The following is a 16,210-nucleotide window of genomic DNA, read 5'->3' on the forward strand; positions in this document are numbered from 1 at the left end:
TACGCACGATCCCGGTCAAAGGGGATCACGCCGTTACGCCATTCCAGCGATCGCCCTGGCGAATTCGCTTGCCGAGAAAGGCTCGAGGTCGTCGACCTGTTCGCCGACGCCGATGAAATAGACCGGCAGTTTGTGCTTTGCCGCGATCGCCACCAGAATACCGCCGCGCGCCGTGCCGTCCAGCTTGGTCATCACAAGGCCGTTGACCCCGGCGATGTTGCGGAAGATCTCGACCTGGTTGAGCGCGTTCTGGCCGGTGGTGGCGTCGACCGTCTGCAGCACGGTGTGCGGCGCTTCCGGATCGAGCTTGCCGAGCACGCGTACGATCTTTTCCAGTTCGGCCATCAATTCGGTCTTGTTCTGCAGGCGGCCGGCGGTGTCGATGATCAGCACGTCGGAGCCGGCTTCCCTGGCCTTCTCGAAGGCATCATAGGCGAGGCCGGCGGCATCGGCGCCGAGCTTGGAGGCGATGACAGGCGATTTCGTGCGCTCGCCCCAGATCTTCAATTGCTCGATCGCGGCAGCGCGGAAGGTGTCGCCGGCGGCGAGCATCACCGACAGGCCACCATCGGTCAGTTTTGCCGCCAGCTTGCCGATGGTGGTGGTCTTGCCGGTGCCGTTGACGCCGACCACCAGGATGACATGCGGCTTGTGTGAGAGATCGAGCTCGAGCGGCCTTGCGACCGGGGTCAACACTTTCTCCACCTCCGCCGCCATGACAGCCCGGACTTCCGAATCCGAGACATCCTTGCCATAGCGGCTGGAAGCGAGCGAATCGGTGACGCGCAGTGCCGTTTCGACGCCGAGATCGGCGCGGATCAGCACGTCCTCCAGGTCCTGCAGCGTGTCCTCGTCCAGCTTGCGCTTGGTGAAGACGCCGGCGATGTTGCCGGTGAGCTCGCGCGACGAACGGGCAAGCCCGTCGCGCATGCGCTGGAACCAGGAGCGCCGCGGCGCCGGCTCCGGCGCTTTCGCCGGCTCGGCCTTCTGCTCGACTTTCTTGCTAACGGTCACCTTGCCCGGAACGGGTTTCGGCTCCGCCGAGGCTTGGGGCGCCGGTTGCGGGACAGCCTGCGGCTCGGGCGCGATCTCGGCAATGACGGGCTGCGGCTCGACCGGCGCCGGCTGGCGGATGGGTGGCGCGATTTCGGCAGCCGGGGCTTCCGGCTCGGGCGCGGGCGCCGGAACTTCTTCCTCCGCCCCGTCCCTATAAGGGGAGAAGGTGGCGGCAGCCGGATGAGGGGCGGCGCCGGCCTCCAAAGTTGGTTGCACGGAAGGCGACGGCGGCAGCGGTACTTCGGCCGGCGCAGGCTGCTCAACCGGAATCTCGACAGGCGGAGCCGGCACTTCGATCGGCGCCGGTTCCGGCTGCCTTTCGGGACGCGGCGCGATCTCTGGCTCTTCCGGCGTGGGAGCAGGGACTTCTTGCGGCAGCGGTTCGGGCTTGGGCTCCGGAGCGGCCGGAGGAAGCGGAATCTCCTCGGGCGCCGGCGGTTCCGGGATCGCTGGAGCGGGTGCCGGTTCTTCTTCCGGCACGGGGACCGGCAGCGGTTCCGGCTCCGACGGAATGGTCGGTGCGGGCTCTGGCACCGGCTCCTCGACAGGTGCCGGTTCGGGTGAAAGGGCGACCTCCTGCTCGGCGGGCGCCAGCGCTACCTTCGCCGCGGGCTGTGGCTCCTCGCGTTTCAAGAACTCCGGAACAACCTGCTCGGCCGCCGGCTTCAGCGCATCGAGCTGGTCCCATTTGATCGGCGGCAGCGGCGCGGTCTCGTCGATCTGCTCCTCGACAACCTCTTTCTTGCCGAACGAAAATATCTTCTTGAAAAAACCAGCCATGCTTTGCGTTTCTCAGGCGGCGCGGGCGGCAAGGGGGGCTGCGATCAGCCTGGCGCCATCGTGGCCGGTAATTGTCGCTTCGACGATTTCGCCCGGCGCGCCGACGACAAGTGCGGCAAGCGTGAAGCCTTCGGTGCGGCCAAGGCCGTCACGCTCGATCAGGATCGACTGGCGGGTGCCGGCAAGCGAGGACAGATGGCTGACATACGCGGCTTCGCCGGCGGCGCGCAGCCGAGCGGCGCGTTGCTTGACCACTTCGCGGCGCAGCTGCGGCATGCGCGCGGCGGGCGTGCCTTCGCGCGGGCTGAATGGGAAGACATGGAGATGGGTCAGGCCGCACTCCTCGACTATTCTTATCGAGTTCTCGAACATGGCGTCGGTCTCGGTCGGGAAGCCGGCGATGATGTCGGCGCCGAAAACGATCGCAGGACGCAATTTGCGCACATCCTCGCAGAAGCGGATCGACTGGTCGCGCAGATGCCGGCGTTTCATGCGCTTCAGGATCATGTCGTCGCCTGACTGCAGCGACAGATGCAAATGCGGCATCAGCCTGGGTTCGGTGGCGATGGCGTCGAGCAAATCGTCATCGGCCTCGATCGAATCGATGGAGGACAGCCGCAGCCGCTTTACGTCAGGCACCTGCCTGAGAATGGTTTTCACCAGTTTACCAAGTTTCGGCGCGCCCGGCAGGTCAGCGCCAAAGGACGTCATGTCGACGCCGGTCAGCACGATCTCTGCGTAGCCGTTGCCGGCCAGCCGCTTGACCTGCTCGATCACGGCGCCCATCGGCACCGAACGCGAATTGCCGCGGCCGTAAGGGATGATGCAGAAGGTGCAGCGGTGGTCGCAGCCATTCTGCACCTGGACGAAGGCGCGGGCGCGACCCTCGATGGCGTCGACCATGTGGCCGGCGGTCTCGCGCACGGAAAAGATGTCGTTGACGCGGGCCTTCTCGGTGTCGTTGACGCCGAAATCCGGCAGAGCGCGATAGGCGTTTGCCTTCAGCTTCTCCTCATTGCCCAGCACGAGGTCGACTTCATCCATGGAGGCGAATTTTTCGGGCTCGGTCTGGGCGGCGCAGCCGGTGACGATGATGCGCGCCTCAGGGTTGTCGCGGCGCGCCTTGCGGATCGCCTGCCTGGCCTGGCGCACGGCTTCGCCGGTGACGGCGCAGGTGTTGAAGATGACGGCGCCGCCTTGCAGCGCGCCGAGCCCGGCGCTTTCGGCTTCACGCCGCATCACTTCGGATTCATAGGTGTTCAGCCGGCAGCCGAAGGTCACCACGTCAATGCGGCTGGAGGCCCCGGAACGAGAGCCGTCGAAGTCCGGGCTCTTGGACAGAGCAACCGACATCAGGCCGCGCTTTCGGTGTCACGGGCCCATGTTCCGGTCGAGGGATCAAAACTGCCCGAAAATTCCCATTCGGCGGCGCCGGTCAGGATGACGTGGTCGTCGTCGCGCCATTCGACATGCAGCGTGCCGCCGCCGGGGGTCAGAAGGCTGACGCTGCGGCCGGTCCGCCTGGTGCGGGCTGCGGCCACTACCGATGCGCAGGCTGCCGAGCCGCAGGCCTTGGTCAGGCCGGCGCCACGCTCCCAGGTGCGGATGATCATGCTCTCGGGGGACGTCACCTGGGCAATGGTGATGTTGGCGCGCTCGGGGAAGATCGGGTGGTTTTCGAGCAGCGGGCCGAAACGTTCGAGTTCATACGACCAGACGTCGCGGTCGACCCAAAAGATGGCGTGCGGGTTGCCCATCGAGACGGCGGAAGGCGAATGCAGCACCGGCGCATCGATGGGGCCGATTTGCAATTCGATCATGCGGGTGTCGCGGAACTCCTCGGCCAGCGGAATCTCTTGCCAGCCGAAATGCGGAATGCCCATGTCGACCGAGATCGTGCCGTCGGCATGTTCGCGGGCGTTGAGGATGCCGGCACGGGTCTCGAAAGTAAAAGTCTTCTGGCCGGTCTCGGCGGCGAGCGCCTGGACGACGCAGCGCATGCCGTTGCCGCAGGCCTGCGCGCCGGTGCCGTCGGAATTAAGAATGTCGACATAATAGGCGGTACCCGGCGTCTTCGCATCATGTATCGCCATGATCTGGTCGAAGCGGGTCGCGGCATCGGCATTCAACGCAAGGGCCGCCGCCGCCGTCACCTTGTCGGCACGGCCGCGCATATCGGCTACGATGATCTCGTTGCCGATGCCGTTCATCTTGGCGAAAGGGGCAGTGCTTGCCATGGCTCCGCGACATTCCATGTCCGTTTGGCGCTATATGGCGGAAACGGGCGGGAATTACCAGTCCGGCGTCGGTTCAGCCGAGTTCCTGGGCAAGTCCGATGAGAAGCCCTCCAGGCCCACGGATATAGCAGAGCCGATACACGTCTTTGTACTGGACGACTTCGCCCACGAGTTCGGCGCCGCGCGTGCCCAGCCTTTCCAGCGTATCGTCGACATTGTCCACGGTGAACATCGCGCGAAGGTAGCCCAAGGCGTTGACCGGCGCGTTCCGGTGATCGGCGATGACAGCCGGCCTGAGGAAGCGAGAGAGTTCGAGCCGGCTGTGGCCGTCCGGAGTGCGCATCATGGCGACCTCGACATGCTGATCGCCCAGTCCAGTGACACGCCCCGCCCATTCGCCTTCGATCGTCGCACGCCCTTCGAGCTCAAGGCCGAGTTCGAGGAAGAAATCGATCGTAGCTTCGAGGTCCTCGACAACGATTCCCACGTTGTCCATGCGCTTGAGCGCCATGATCGCAATCTCCAAGATGGTGGCCATCCGGCCGTTACGTTATCGCCCACATCGGAAGCTTGAACCATGGACGGCCTCAAACCGCCACTATTGCCAAACGGTCGGACGTAAAGGCACCGGGCTTACGTCACCGCGAAAATGCCAAGCACCACCAGCAGGAAGATGACCAGAACGATGCCGATGAGGATGCGCGCGCCGGTGGCGGCGGCTCCGGCCAATGCCGGCATGCCTAGAAGGCTCGCCGCGGCGGCGACGATCAGAAGAATGATGATCCATTTGATCATGGGAATGCCTCGCAAGCCGATAGATCTTGAAACCGCATCAAAACGTTTCTGTCGGGCTTGGGTTCCCACTGGCCGCGACGCGTGCCAGCGGCGAATTATCCGGCGATCTCGATGTCCGTGCTGAATGGCGCCGTCTTGCTGGAATTCTGGTCGTGCATGAGGAAGTCGCACCGGTATTTGCCAGCCGGCAAGCCATCGAGGGACAGATCCAGCTTGAAGAACAGCTCGCGATTGTGCGAGCGGGACGCGACCTGAACGCTGCCGATCTTCTCGAATGTGCCGAGTTTCTCGCCCGCCTCGGAAAGCACGGTGAGGTCGACGGAAAGCCCGATCTGGCTGTTGCCGAGGCCGTCCGAGCCATAGCCATAGCCGACCGGTTCCATATAGAGCACCACCTTCTCGCCGGCCTTGTAAATGTGATTGGCCCGCTCGCTGTAGATGCCGAAGCCGCTGGCCGAATCGACCTGCCTGACATTCATCACGGCAAGCGGCATTGCCTTCCAAAGCGCCTCCTCGGCACCGCGGAATTTCTCCAGCGCCGCGGCACCGTCACCCGCCTGCAGCGCCTTTTCGGCGTCGGCGGCGCGATCGGCGATGTCGCCGGCATGGGCGACCGAGGTCGAGATTGCCGCGGCAAGCAGCGCAGCCAGGATCGATTTCATAAGCGCCTCTCCGTTCCGTGATACCCCATGGTGGGCGAAAACCGCCCTGGGGTAAACGTCAAACCTTGCCGGAACTCAAGGCACGTCCCACACCTCTCCCGGCTGCAAGGCGCGAAAGCACTCTTGCGGCAGGCCTTCCGCCTCAAGCGCACCGGCCAGCTTGCGCACCGGCTCGTCCATCGGTTCGTCAGTGAGCTGAAAAGTGCCCCAGTGGCAGCCGGCGGCCAAGGCAGCCCCGCACAGCTTCATGCCTTGCACGGCTTCTTCCGGATTCTGGTGCTGCGGCGCCATGAACCAGCGTGGCTCGTAGGCGCCGATCGGCAGGATGGCGAAGCGGAAGCCGCCATGCTTCTCGGCCATCAGCCGGTAGTTGATGCCGTCGTGGAAGCCGGTATCGCCGGCGAAATAGATCTTTCCGCCCGGTGTCTCGATAACAAAGCCGGCCCACAGTGCCATGCGCCGATCGCGGCCGCCGCGCGCCGACCAGTGATGCGCCGGCTCGACATGGATAGCAGAGTGGGCGCCGACCTCGACCCTGTCGCCCCAATCATGCGCCGCCAGACGCATGCCTGGCACGGCGGCGGCGATGATGGTGTCGTTGCCAAGCGGCGTCACCACCAGCGGATCGTGTTTTTCCTTCAGCCGCTTCAGCGTGGCGAGGTCGAGATGGTCATAGTGATTGTGGCTGACCAGAACGAGGTCGATCTGCGGCAGGTCGTCGAAGGCGATGCCCGGCGCGTTGGCGCGCTTTGGCCCGACGAAGGAAAACGGCGAGGTGCGTTGCGACCAGACCGGATCGGTGAGGATGTTCAGCCCGGCGGTCTGGACCAGCAGCGTCGAGTGACCAACCATGGTTATGGTGAGGCCGGCGCCGTCGACCCGGGCGGCAGGCCTTGCCCGCGCGAAAGGGCTCGGATTGGCGGCCGGCCATTTCGAGCGCTGGCCGTTGAACTGCCATTTCAGCAGATCGGTGAAGCGGCCGGGCAGTTGGCCGCCGGGATTGAAGAACAAGGCGCCGTCGAAATGGTCGCTGGGCGGGCCGCTGTAATAGCGGTTGGCGGCTCTTTTGCTCGCGGGCAAGGTCTGTGCTCCAGCGGATTTCGGCTCCTAGACATAGGCCTTGCGCCGGTTGGCGCAAGCATCCGCGAGGCGAATGCGGAAGCGGGCGCCGCAGCGGTCGACATCCACGGACTTGAGCGACGGGGAGATCAGGCACGCCGAGATTGCGATAAATTTGCAACAAATCTTGCCGCAAACCCAATTTTAACCATATCGGGTTGAAATTTCGCCACCTTCTCCATCTTGGTGGAGGCGATATTGCGCGGACGGCTTCCCCCCCAGCCGGATCCGACGGAGGTTGGAATGAATTTTTCGAAAAGCGGCCTGGTGGCCGTATCGCTGGCTGCGCTCGTTGCGAGCGGCTGCTCAACCTCACGCTTCTCGTCGATGGACGACCAGCAGCCGGCACCGCTGCCGGCTGCTCCGGCCGGCCAGGTGAGTTCCAACCAGCTGCCGCCACCAGCTTCGCCCGGCGCCACCGATCCGTCGCAATTCCCGACCGCGCCGGCAAACACACAGGTCGCGTCCCTGCCGCCAGACGGCTCGGCGCCCGCCGGTGCCTCGGATCTCAGCGCGGCAAGCGTCGCCGGCGTCTGGAATGCCAGCGTTTCCGGCCAGAGCTGCAAGATCGCGACGCCGCAGACCAAGTTCGGCGCCGGCTTCCGCGCCGGACCGCTGCACTGCCCGGCGCCTATCGACGGCATCAAGTCCTGGAACGTCGCTGGCAAGCAGCTGACGCTTTATGATGAGAATGGCGGCTCGCTGGCCCGGCTCTATTCCTCGGGCGGCTCCAAATTCGACGGCCAGACTTCCAACGGTCAGCCGATTTCGCTTACAAGGTAGGCTAGGTATGCAGATATTCAGGTGATGCCGGCCTGCGCGCAGCCCGACCTGAATCTTGGCACCCCCAGTCCCTCTGAAGCATTCCTGCTCTGAACAAACGACGTGACCGATGCATCTGCGTGACGGCCTCCAGACTCATGCGACCGTCAGGCAGCGGTACGACCATCTGGTGGACACCGGCGCGATCGAGCGCGACGGGGCGCAGGAGCGCGTCGCCGCGGCACTCGACCGGCTGACAGCGGAAATCTCGGCAAAAAGGTTGGCGCACAAATCCAGTGCGCTGGGCTGGCTATTTGCCCGCAAGCGCGAGACGCGCGACATCGTCAGGGGCCTTTACATCCATGGCGGTGTCGGCCGCGGCAAGACCATGCTGATGGACATGTTCTTCGAGCTGCTGCCGGTCCGGCGCAAGCGCCGCGTCCATTTCAACGACTTCATGGCCGATGTGCAGGACCGCATCCAGAGACACCGGCAGGCGCGCAAGAATGGCGACGTCAAGGAAGACGACCCCATCCCACCGGTGGCCAAGGCGCTGGCCGAGCAGGCCTGGGTGCTGTGCTTCGACGAATTCTCGGTCACCGACATCGCCGATGCGATGATCCTGTCCAGGCTGTTTTCGGCGCTGTTCGCCAATGGCGTCGTGTTGATCGCCACCTCGAACGTGGCGCCGGAAAATCTCTACCGCGATGGGCTGAACCGCCAGCTCTTCCTGCCATTCATCCGCATATTGGAACGCCATGCGCTGGTGCTGTCGCTCGACAGCGACAAGGATTACCGGCTGGAAAAGCTAGCCCGCACGCCGGTCTACGTCACGCCGGCCGACGCGGCCGCCGACCGGGCGCTGGACGAGGCATGGCGCACGATGACGCGTGGTGAGCCGGCCATGGCAACGTCGCTGACCATCAAGGGGCGGCAGGTGGTCGTGCCGCGCGCGGCGGATGGCGCGGCGCGGTTCACCTTTGCCGAACTGTGCGAAAAGCCGCTCGGCGCGCGCGACTACCTGGCGATCGCCGCGCGGTTTTCAACCATCTTCATCGATCACGTGCCGGTGCTGGGCGAAGGCAAGCGCAACGAGGCCAAGCGCTTCATCCTGTTGATCGACACGCTCTACGACCACCACACGCGGCTGGTGGTGAGCGCCGAGGCCCCGCCACCGCAGCTTTATGTGGCCAAGCGCGGCGTCGAGGTGTTCGAGTTCGAACGTACGGCCTCCCGGCTGATCGAGATGCAGAGCCGCGACTGGCTGGAGGAATGGGCGGAGCGGCGGAACGCGAAGGCGGCGGCTGAAGCGCAGCAGGCGCAGGCCTAAAGACGAAGGTAGCGATCCTTCGCGCTGTCCCGCGGACGTCCTCAAGTGGAACACGTCCTTGGCGAAGCCCATCACAACGGCGTCATCGGCCCTTCAAGCCCTCCAATTGTCACCCTAGTTGTATAATATCTAGAAAGTCGGCTCACAGACTTTGACGTTTACGTAAATCCCAAACCATCTAACCGATTGAAAATGCTGGGGTCGAAATAATCGTTTGAATTTATTCCGCACCGGAGCTATTGGGTGCGGCGAAATCTCGCGGGTTTTCCGCAGCATTCCGGCCTCTTCCTCGGCACCGTCATCAGATCGTCAAAGATTTGGGCGCAGTCACAGACAAAGGGAAAACATCCTCACATGGCACGCAACAAGATAGCGCTTATCGGCTCGGGCATGATCGGCGGCACGCTCGCCCACATGATCGGCCTCAAGGATCTCGGCGACGTGGTGCTGTTCGATATTGCCGAGGGCATTCCGCAAGGCAAGGGGCTCGATATCGCGCAGTCGTCGCCGGTCGATGGTTTCGATTCCCGGCTGACCGGCGTCAACGACTATGCCGGCATCGAGGGCGCCGATGTCTGCATCGTCACCGCCGGCGTGCCGCGCAAGCCGGGCATGAGCCGCGACGATCTGCTCGGCATCAATCTGAAGGTCATGGAACAGGTCGGCGCCGGCTTGAAGAAGTACGCACCGAAGGCCTTCGTCATCTGCATCACCAACCCGCTCGATGCCATGGTGTGGGCGCTGCAGAAGTTTTCGGGCCTGCCCAAGACCCATGTCGTCGGCATGGCCGGCGTGCTCGACAGCGCGCGCTTCCGCTACTTCCTGGCCGAGGAGTTCAAGGTTTCGGTCGAGGACGTCACCGCCTTCGTGCTCGGCGGCCACGGCGATTCCATGGTGCCGATGATCCGTTATTCAACGGTATCGGGCATTCCGCTGCCCGATCTCGTCAAGATGGGCTGGACCTCGAAGGAGAAGCTCGACCAGATCGTCCAGCGCACCCGTGACGGCGGCGCCGAGATCGTTGGCCTGCTGAAGACCGGCTCGGCCTATTACGCGCCGGCGGCCTCGGCGATCCAGATGGCCGAATCCTACCTCAAGGACAAGAAGCGCGTGCTGCCCTGCGCGGCGCATCTCTCCGGCCAGTATGGCGTCAAGGGAACCTATGTCGGCGTTCCCGTGGTGATCGGCGCCGGCGGCGTCGAGCGCATCATCGAGATCGACCTCAACAAGAGCGAACAGAAGATGTTCGACAGCTCGGTGGCGACGGTGCAGGGCCTGACTGAGGCCTGCGTCAAGATCGCGCCGCAGCTCGCTTCGAAGTAAACCCAGTCGCTGACCTGGAGATAATCCCCAATGAACATCCATGAATATCAGGGCAAGGCGCTGCTGAAGAGCTTTGGCGCGCCGGTGGCCGAAGGCGTGCCGGTGTTCAAGGCAAGCGAGGCGGAAGCCGCGGCAAAAGCACTGCCCGGTCCGCTCTATGTGGTGAAGAGCCAGATCCATGCCGGCGGCCGCGGCAAGGGCAAGTTCAAGGAATTGTCGCCCGACGCCAAGGGCGGCGTGCGGCTGGCGAAGTCGGTCGCCGAAGTCGTTGCCAACGCCAACGAGATGCTTGGCCACACGCTGGTGACCAAGCAGACCGGTCCGGCCGGCAAGCAGGTCAACCGCCTCTACATCGAGGACGGCGCCGACATCGAGCGCGAGCTTTATCTGTCGATCCTGGTCGACCGTTCAGTCGGCCGCATCGCCTTCGTCGTCTCGACCGAAGGCGGCATGGACATCGAATCGGTGGCGCATGATACGCCGGAAAAGATCATCACCGTCGCCATCGATCCGGAAAAGGGCGTCACGGCGGATGACGTCAAGGCACTGAACGGCGCGTTGAAGCTCGACGGCATTGCTGCCAAGGACGGCGGCACGCTGTTCCCGATCCTCTACAAGGCCTTTGTCGACAAGGACATGAGCCTGCTCGAGGTCAACCCGCTGATCGTCATGAAGAATGGCCGCCTGCGCGTGCTCGACGCGAAAGTGTCGTTCGACAACAACGCGCTGTTCCGCCACCCCGACGTGCTCGAACTGCGCGACACCACCGAAGAGGACGAGAAGGAAATCGAGGCGTCGAAATACGACCTCGCCTATGTCGCGCTCGACGGCAATATCGGCTGCATGGTCAACGGCGCCGGCCTTGCCATGGCGACGATGGACATCATCAAGCTCTATGGCGCCGAACCGGCCAACTTCCTCGATGTCGGCGGCGGCGCCTCCAAGGAGAAGGTCACTGCGGCGTTCAAGATCATCACCAAGGACCCTGCGGTCAAAGGCATACTGATCAACATCTTTGGCGGCATCATGAAGTGCGACATCATCGCCGAGGGCGTCATCGCCGCGGTCAAGGAAGTCGGGCTGAAGGTGCCGCTGGTGGTGCGGCTCGAAGGCACCAATGCGGAGCTCGGCAAGAAGATCATCAACGACAGCGGCCTCAACGTGGTGTCGGCCGACGATCTCGACGATGCGGCCAAGAAGATCGTGGCGGCGGTGAAGGGCTGAGCGGATGCCTCCGCGCAAGATAAGCCTCGTCGAGGCAGCGGATCAAAAGATCGCCAAGGTCTTCGATCCGCACATCGCCGGCGACGTCAATGACAGCCAGGCCAAGGTCGCCAAGTTCGGCGAGGCTTTCGATTGGCACGCGCATGACAATGAGGACGAAGCCTTCCTCGTGCTGCGCGGCAGGATCGCCATCGATTTCCGCGACGGTCCGGTCGAGCTCGGCGAGGGCGACTTCATCGTCGTGCCGCGCGGTGTCGAGCACCGGCCGCGTTCGCTGACGCCAGAGCCCGTGGTGCTGATGTTCGAGCCGGCGACGACGCTCAACACCGGCAACGCCAAGAGCGACCTCACCGTCACCGACCTGAAGCGGCTCTGACCGATGAACACGGCGTCCTTCTCTTCGCTCTCGGACGGTCACAAACGCCTGCAGGCGCTGGTCGGCGCGTGGCGCGGCGGGGAAGAGGTCTCGGACACGCAATGGGCCGATGGCGGCCCAGCGACGTCTGAAGTGCTGGCAGAGGCTGAGTTCGGCGGCCAGTTCGTGGTGCAGCGCTATCGCCAGCGCCGCGACGGCACGATCTCGTTCGGATCGCACTCAGTGTTCGGCTTCGACCAGCAGAACAGCCTCGTCACCATGCATCAGTTCGATTCGATGGGCTTTGTGCCGGCTTCGCCGGCGACAGGCACGTGGAACGGCGACGAACTGGTTCTGGAACGCTCGTCGCCGCGCGGCGCCGCACGCGTGACCTATGTTTTCGACGATGCAGATACCTACCGCATGCGATTGCATTTCAAACCTGCCGGCAGCGATGGCTGGCAAGACATGGTGAGCGGGCTCTACCGGCGCGTTTTGCCTTCCACACTCAACGGTTTTTAAAAAGGGCTCCGATGTCCATTCTCGTCGACAAGAACACCAAGGTGCTGGTGCAGGGCCTGACCGGCAAGACCGGCACGTTCCATACCGAGCAGGCGCTGGCCTATCACGGCACCAAGATGGTGGGCGGCATCCATCCCAAGAAGGGCCGCGAGACCTGGACCGGGTCGAAGGGCGAGAGCCTGCCGATCTTCGCGACCGTCGCCGAGGGCAAGGAAAAGACCGGCGCCAATGCGTCGGTGGTCTATGTGCCGCCGGCGGGTGCAGCCGAAGCGATCCTGGAAGCGATCGAGGCCGAGATCCCGCTGATCATCTGCATCACCGAAGGCATACCGGTGATGGACATGATCAAGGTCAAGGCGCGGCTCGACCGCTCGACCTCGCGGCTGATCGGCCCGAACTGCCCGGGCGTGCTCACCCCCAACGAATGCAAGATCGGCATCATGCCAGGAAACATCTTCCGCAAGGGCTCGGTCGGCGTTGTTTCGCGCTCGGGAACGCTTACCTATGAGGCAGTGTTCCAGACCACCAATGTCGGCCTCGGCCAGACCACCGCCGTCGGCATTGGCGGCGATCCCGTCAAGGGCACCGAGTTCATCGACGTGCTCGAGATGTTCCTCGCCGACGACGAGACCAAGTCGATCATCATGATCGGCGAGATCGGCGGTTCGGCCGAGGAAGACGCCGCGCAGTTCCTCAAGGACGAAGCCAAGCGTGGCCGCAAGAAGCCGATGGCCGGTTTCATCGCCGGGCGCACGGCGCCGGCCGGCCGCACCATGGGCCATGCCGGCGCGGTCATCTCCGGCGGCAAGGGCGGCGCCGAGGACAAGATCGCGGCAATGGAATCGGCCGGTATCAAGGTTTCGCCGTCGCCGGCCCGGCTTGGCACGACGCTGGTTGAAGCCATCAAGGGCTGAATCTGGCGCCGGTTATGGAATGAGGGCCAGCGACGGTTCGTTGGCTTTTGAGGGGACAAGAAGGGCGGGTGAACCGTCCACTATCGCGGCTCTGCCGCAAACGTAAGGAGACGGAGCGCTGCTCCGCTGAAACGACATGGCAAGACAAGATCAGGCCAACGACCAATTTTCGCTCACCTCATTCCTCTATGGCGGCAACGCCGATTACATCGACGCGCTCTATGCCGCCTATGAGGATGATCCCGCCTCTGTCAATCCCGAATGGCAGGAGTTCTTCGCTGGCCTGAAGGACGATGCCGGCGATGTGCGAAAGAATGCCAAGGGCGCCTCCTGGGCCAAGCCCTCCTGGCCGCTGCAGGCCAATGGCGAGCTGGTGTCGGCGCTCGACGGCAATTGGGGCATCGTCGAGAAGCATCTGGAGAAGAAGGTCAAGGACAAGGCGGTCACCAATGGCGTCGTGCTTTCCGATGCCGACGTGCACCAGGCGACGCGCGATTCGGTGCGCGCCATCATGATGATCCGCGCCTACCGCATGCGCGGCCACCTGCACGCCAATCTCGATCCGCTCGGCATCGCCAAGCCGCTTGAGGATTACAATGAATTGTCGCCGGAGAATTACGGCTTCACCGAGGCCGACTACGACCGGCCGATCTTTCTCGACAATGTGCTCGGGCTCGAATTCGGCAGCATCCGGCAGATGCTGGAGATCCTGACCCGCACCTATTGCTCGACGCTCGGCGTCGAATTCATGCACATCTCCGATCCCGAGGAAAAGGCCTGGATCCAGGCGCGCATCGAGGGCGCCGACAAGGAAATCTCCTTCACCACCACCGGCAAGAAGGCGATCCTGCAGAAGCTGATCGAGGCGGAAGGTTTCGAGCAGTTCATCGACGTCAAGTACAAGGGCACCAAGCGCTTCGGCCTCGACGGCGGCGAGGCGCTGATCCCTGCGCTGGAGCAGATCGTCAAGCGCGGCGGCCAGCTCGGCATGAAGGAAATCGTGCTCGGCATGGCGCATCGCGGCCGGCTCAACGTGCTGTCCCAGGTGATGGCCAAGCCGCACCGCGCCATCTTCCACGAATTCAAGGGCGGCTCGGCGGCCCCTGACGAGGTCGAGGGCTCGGGCGACGTCAAGTACCATCTCGGCGCCTCGTCGGACCGCGAGTTCGACGGCAACAAGGTGCATCTGTCGCTGACGGCCAACCCGTCGCATCTGGAAATCGTCGACCCGGTGGTGATGGGCAAGGCGCGCGCCAAGCAGGATTATCTGTTCGGCCGCGGCCGCGAGGAGATCGTGCCGCTGGAAGAGCGGGCCAAGGTGCTGCCGCTCCTGCTGCACGGCGACGCCGCCTTCGCCGGCCAGGGCGTGATCGCCGAAATCCTAGGCCTGTCGGGCCTGCGCGGCCACCGCGTCGCCGGCACGCTGCACTTCATCATCAACAACCAGATCGGCTTCACCACCAATCCGCGCTTCTCGCGCTCGTCGCCCTATCCTTCCGATGTCGCCAAGATGATCGAAGCGCCGATCTTCCACGTCAATGGCGACGATCCGGAAGCCGTGGTCCACGCCACCAAGGTGGCGATCGAATTCCGCATGAGGTTCCACAAGCCTGTCGTGGTCGACATGTTCTGCTACCGCCGCTTCGGCCACAATGAGGGGGACGAACCGTCCTTCACCCAACCGCTCATGTACCGCAACATCCGCACCCACAAGACGACGGTGCAGATCTATGGCGAGCGCCTGATCGCCGAGGGCCACATCAGCCAGGCCGAGCTCGACAAGCTCAAGGCCGACTGGCGCGCGCATCTGGAATCCGAATGGGAAGTCGGCCAGCACTACAAGCCCAACAAGGCCGACTGGCTGGACGGCGCCTGGTCGGGCCTGCGCACGGCCGACAACCAGGACGAACAAAGGCGCGGCAAGACCGCCGTGCCGGTCAAGACGCTGAAGGAAATCGGCAAGAAGCTGACCGAGGTGCCGAAGGGTTTCGAAGCGCACAAGACGATCATCCGCTTCCTCGAGAACCGCCGCGAGGCGATCGAGTCCGGCGAAGGCATCGACTGGTCGACGGCCGAAGCGCTCGCCTTCGGCGCCATCCTGCTCGACGGCAACCCGATCCGGCTTTCCGGGCAGGATTCCGAGCGCGGCACCTTCTCGCAGCGCCATTCGGTGCTTTATGACCAACGCGACGAGACCCGCTACATCCCGCTCAACAATCTGTCGTCGGCGCAAGCCGGCTACGAGGTCATCAACTCGATGCTGTCGGAAGAGGCGGTGCTGGGCTTCGAGTATGGCTACAGCCTGGCCGAGCCGAAGGCGCTGACCTTGTGGGAAGCGCAGTTCGGCGACTTCGCCAACGGCGCCCAGGTGGTGTTCGACCAGTTCATCTCGTCGGGCGAGCGCAAGTGGCTCAGAATGTCGGGCCTCGTCTGCCTGCTGCCGCATGGCTATGAAGGCCAGGGTCCGGAACATTCGTCGGCCCGGCTGGAGCGTTTCCTGCAGCTTTGCGCCGAAGATAACATGCAAGTCGCCAACTGCACGACGCCGGCCAACTATTTCCATATCCTGCGCCGGCAGCTGAAACGCGACTTCCGCAAGCCGCTGATCCTGATGACGCCGAAGTCGCTGCTGCGCCACAAGCGGGCGGTGTCGACGCTGCCGGAAATCTCGGGCGAAAGCTCGTTCCACCGGCTGCTGTGGGACGACGCCCAGCTGTTGCCCAACCAGGCGATCAAGCTCACCAAGGACTCAAAGATCCGCCGCGTCGTGCTGTGCTCGGGCAAGGTCTATTACGACCTCTACGAAGAGCGCGAGAAGCGCGGCATCAACGACATCTATCTGCTGCGCGTCGAACAACTCTATCCGTTCCCGGCCAAGGCGCTGATCACCGAACTGTCGCGTTTCCGCAACGCCGAGATGGTGTGGTGCCAGGAGGAGCCCAAGAACATGGGCGCCTGGTCGTTCATCGACCCGTATCTGGAATGGGTTCTGGCGCATATCGACGCCAAGCATCAGCGGGTGCGCTACACCGGCCGGCCGGCGGCCGCGTCGCCGGCGACCGGATTGATGTCCAAGCACCTTGCCCAGCTCGCTGCCTTGCTCGAAGACGCGCTTGGCGAATAGAAAACTG

At 63.8% G+C, this 16,210-nt stretch carries 15 protein-coding genes; 8 read left to right on the forward strand and 7 right to left on the reverse strand.

The window, feature by feature from the left end:
• Positions 1-33 precede the first annotated feature (33 nt).
• From ftsY to EB233_RS05020, 7 genes are all read right to left on the reverse strand, one after another.
• Positions 34-1,836, reverse strand: a complete 1,803-nt coding sequence (gene ftsY, locus EB233_RS04990) for a signal recognition particle-docking protein FtsY (protein ID WP_064991009.1) — start codon at positions 1,834-1,836, stop codon at positions 34-36.
• Between the two features lie 12 nt (positions 1,837-1,848).
• Positions 1,849-3,189 carry a tRNA (N(6)-L-threonylcarbamoyladenosine(37)-C(2))-methylthiotransferase MtaB gene (gene mtaB, locus EB233_RS04995; protein WP_064991010.1) on the reverse strand — a complete coding sequence of 447 codons (1,341 nt, stop codon included), beginning with the start codon at positions 3,187-3,189 and terminating at the stop codon, positions 1,849-1,851.
• Positions 3,189-4,073: a diaminopimelate epimerase gene (gene dapF, locus EB233_RS05000; RefSeq protein ID WP_064991011.1), complete on the reverse strand. Its 885-nt coding sequence runs from the start codon at positions 4,071-4,073 to the stop codon at positions 3,189-3,191. The genes mtaB and dapF overlap by 1 nt, the downstream gene beginning before the upstream one ends.
• A gap of 73 nt (positions 4,074-4,146) precedes the next feature.
• The gene (locus EB233_RS05005; RefSeq protein ID WP_064991239.1) at positions 4,147-4,584 is read right to left on the reverse strand and encodes a VOC family protein; all 438 of its coding nucleotides are present in this window, start codon (positions 4,582-4,584) and stop codon (positions 4,147-4,149) included.
• A 122-nt stretch (positions 4,585-4,706) separates the two neighbouring features.
• Positions 4,707-4,868 (reverse strand): DUF1328 family protein, encoded by a 162-nt coding sequence (locus tag EB233_RS05010; RefSeq protein ID WP_010912345.1) that lies wholly within the window; start codon positions 4,866-4,868, stop codon positions 4,707-4,709.
• Positions 4,869-4,963: 95 nt separating this feature from the next.
• The gene (locus tag EB233_RS05015; protein ID WP_064991012.1) at positions 4,964-5,530 is read right to left on the reverse strand and encodes a hypothetical protein; all 567 of its coding nucleotides are present in this window, start codon (positions 5,528-5,530) and stop codon (positions 4,964-4,966) included.
• A gap of 75 nt (positions 5,531-5,605) precedes the next feature.
• A complete protein-coding gene (locus EB233_RS05020) occupies positions 5,606-6,610 on the reverse strand; it encodes an MBL fold metallo-hydrolase (RefSeq protein ID WP_064991013.1) in 1,005 nt (334 codons plus the stop codon).
• Positions 6,611-6,892: 282 nt separating this feature from the next.
• On the opposite strand from EB233_RS05020, the gene EB233_RS05025 reads away from it, so the two are divergent.
• From EB233_RS05025 to EB233_RS05060, 8 genes are all read left to right on the forward strand, one after another.
• Entirely contained in the window at positions 6,893-7,432 is a 540-nt protein-coding gene (locus EB233_RS05025; RefSeq protein ID WP_064991014.1) for a protease inhibitor Inh/omp19 family protein, read from the forward strand.
• A 109-nt stretch (positions 7,433-7,541) separates the two neighbouring features.
• A complete protein-coding gene (zapE, locus tag EB233_RS05030; RefSeq protein ID WP_064991015.1) occupies positions 7,542-8,741 on the forward strand; it encodes a cell division protein ZapE in 1,200 nt (399 codons plus the stop codon).
• A 354-nt stretch (positions 8,742-9,095) separates the two neighbouring features.
• Positions 9,096-10,064 (forward strand): malate dehydrogenase, encoded by a 969-nt coding sequence (mdh, locus tag EB233_RS05035; protein ID WP_027055143.1) that lies wholly within the window; start codon positions 9,096-9,098, stop codon positions 10,062-10,064.
• A gap of 30 nt (positions 10,065-10,094) precedes the next feature.
• On the forward strand, positions 10,095-11,288 hold the full coding sequence (sucC, locus tag EB233_RS05040) for an ADP-forming succinate--CoA ligase subunit beta (protein ID WP_064991016.1): 1,194 nt from the start codon (positions 10,095-10,097) through the stop codon (positions 11,286-11,288).
• Between the two features lie 4 nt (positions 11,289-11,292).
• Positions 11,293-11,664, forward strand: a complete 372-nt coding sequence (locus EB233_RS05045) for a cupin domain-containing protein (protein ID WP_064991017.1) — start codon at positions 11,293-11,295, stop codon at positions 11,662-11,664.
• Positions 11,665-11,667: 3 nt separating this feature from the next.
• Entirely contained in the window at positions 11,668-12,165 is a 498-nt protein-coding gene (locus EB233_RS05050) for a DUF1579 family protein (protein WP_064991018.1), read from the forward strand.
• 11 nt (positions 12,166-12,176) lie between these two features.
• Positions 12,177-13,079 carry a succinate--CoA ligase subunit alpha gene (gene sucD / locus EB233_RS05055; RefSeq protein WP_064991019.1) on the forward strand — a complete coding sequence of 301 codons (903 nt, stop codon included), beginning with the start codon at positions 12,177-12,179 and terminating at the stop codon, positions 13,077-13,079.
• 136 nt (positions 13,080-13,215) lie between these two features.
• Positions 13,216-16,203: a 2-oxoglutarate dehydrogenase E1 component gene (locus tag EB233_RS05060; RefSeq protein ID WP_064991020.1), complete on the forward strand. Its 2,988-nt coding sequence runs from the start codon at positions 13,216-13,218 to the stop codon at positions 16,201-16,203.
• Positions 16,204-16,210 lie beyond the last annotated feature (7 nt).

The organism is Mesorhizobium erdmanii (assembly GCF_013170725.1).
GTDB classification, from domain to species: Bacteria; Pseudomonadota; Alphaproteobacteria; order Rhizobiales; family Rhizobiaceae; genus Mesorhizobium; species Mesorhizobium erdmanii.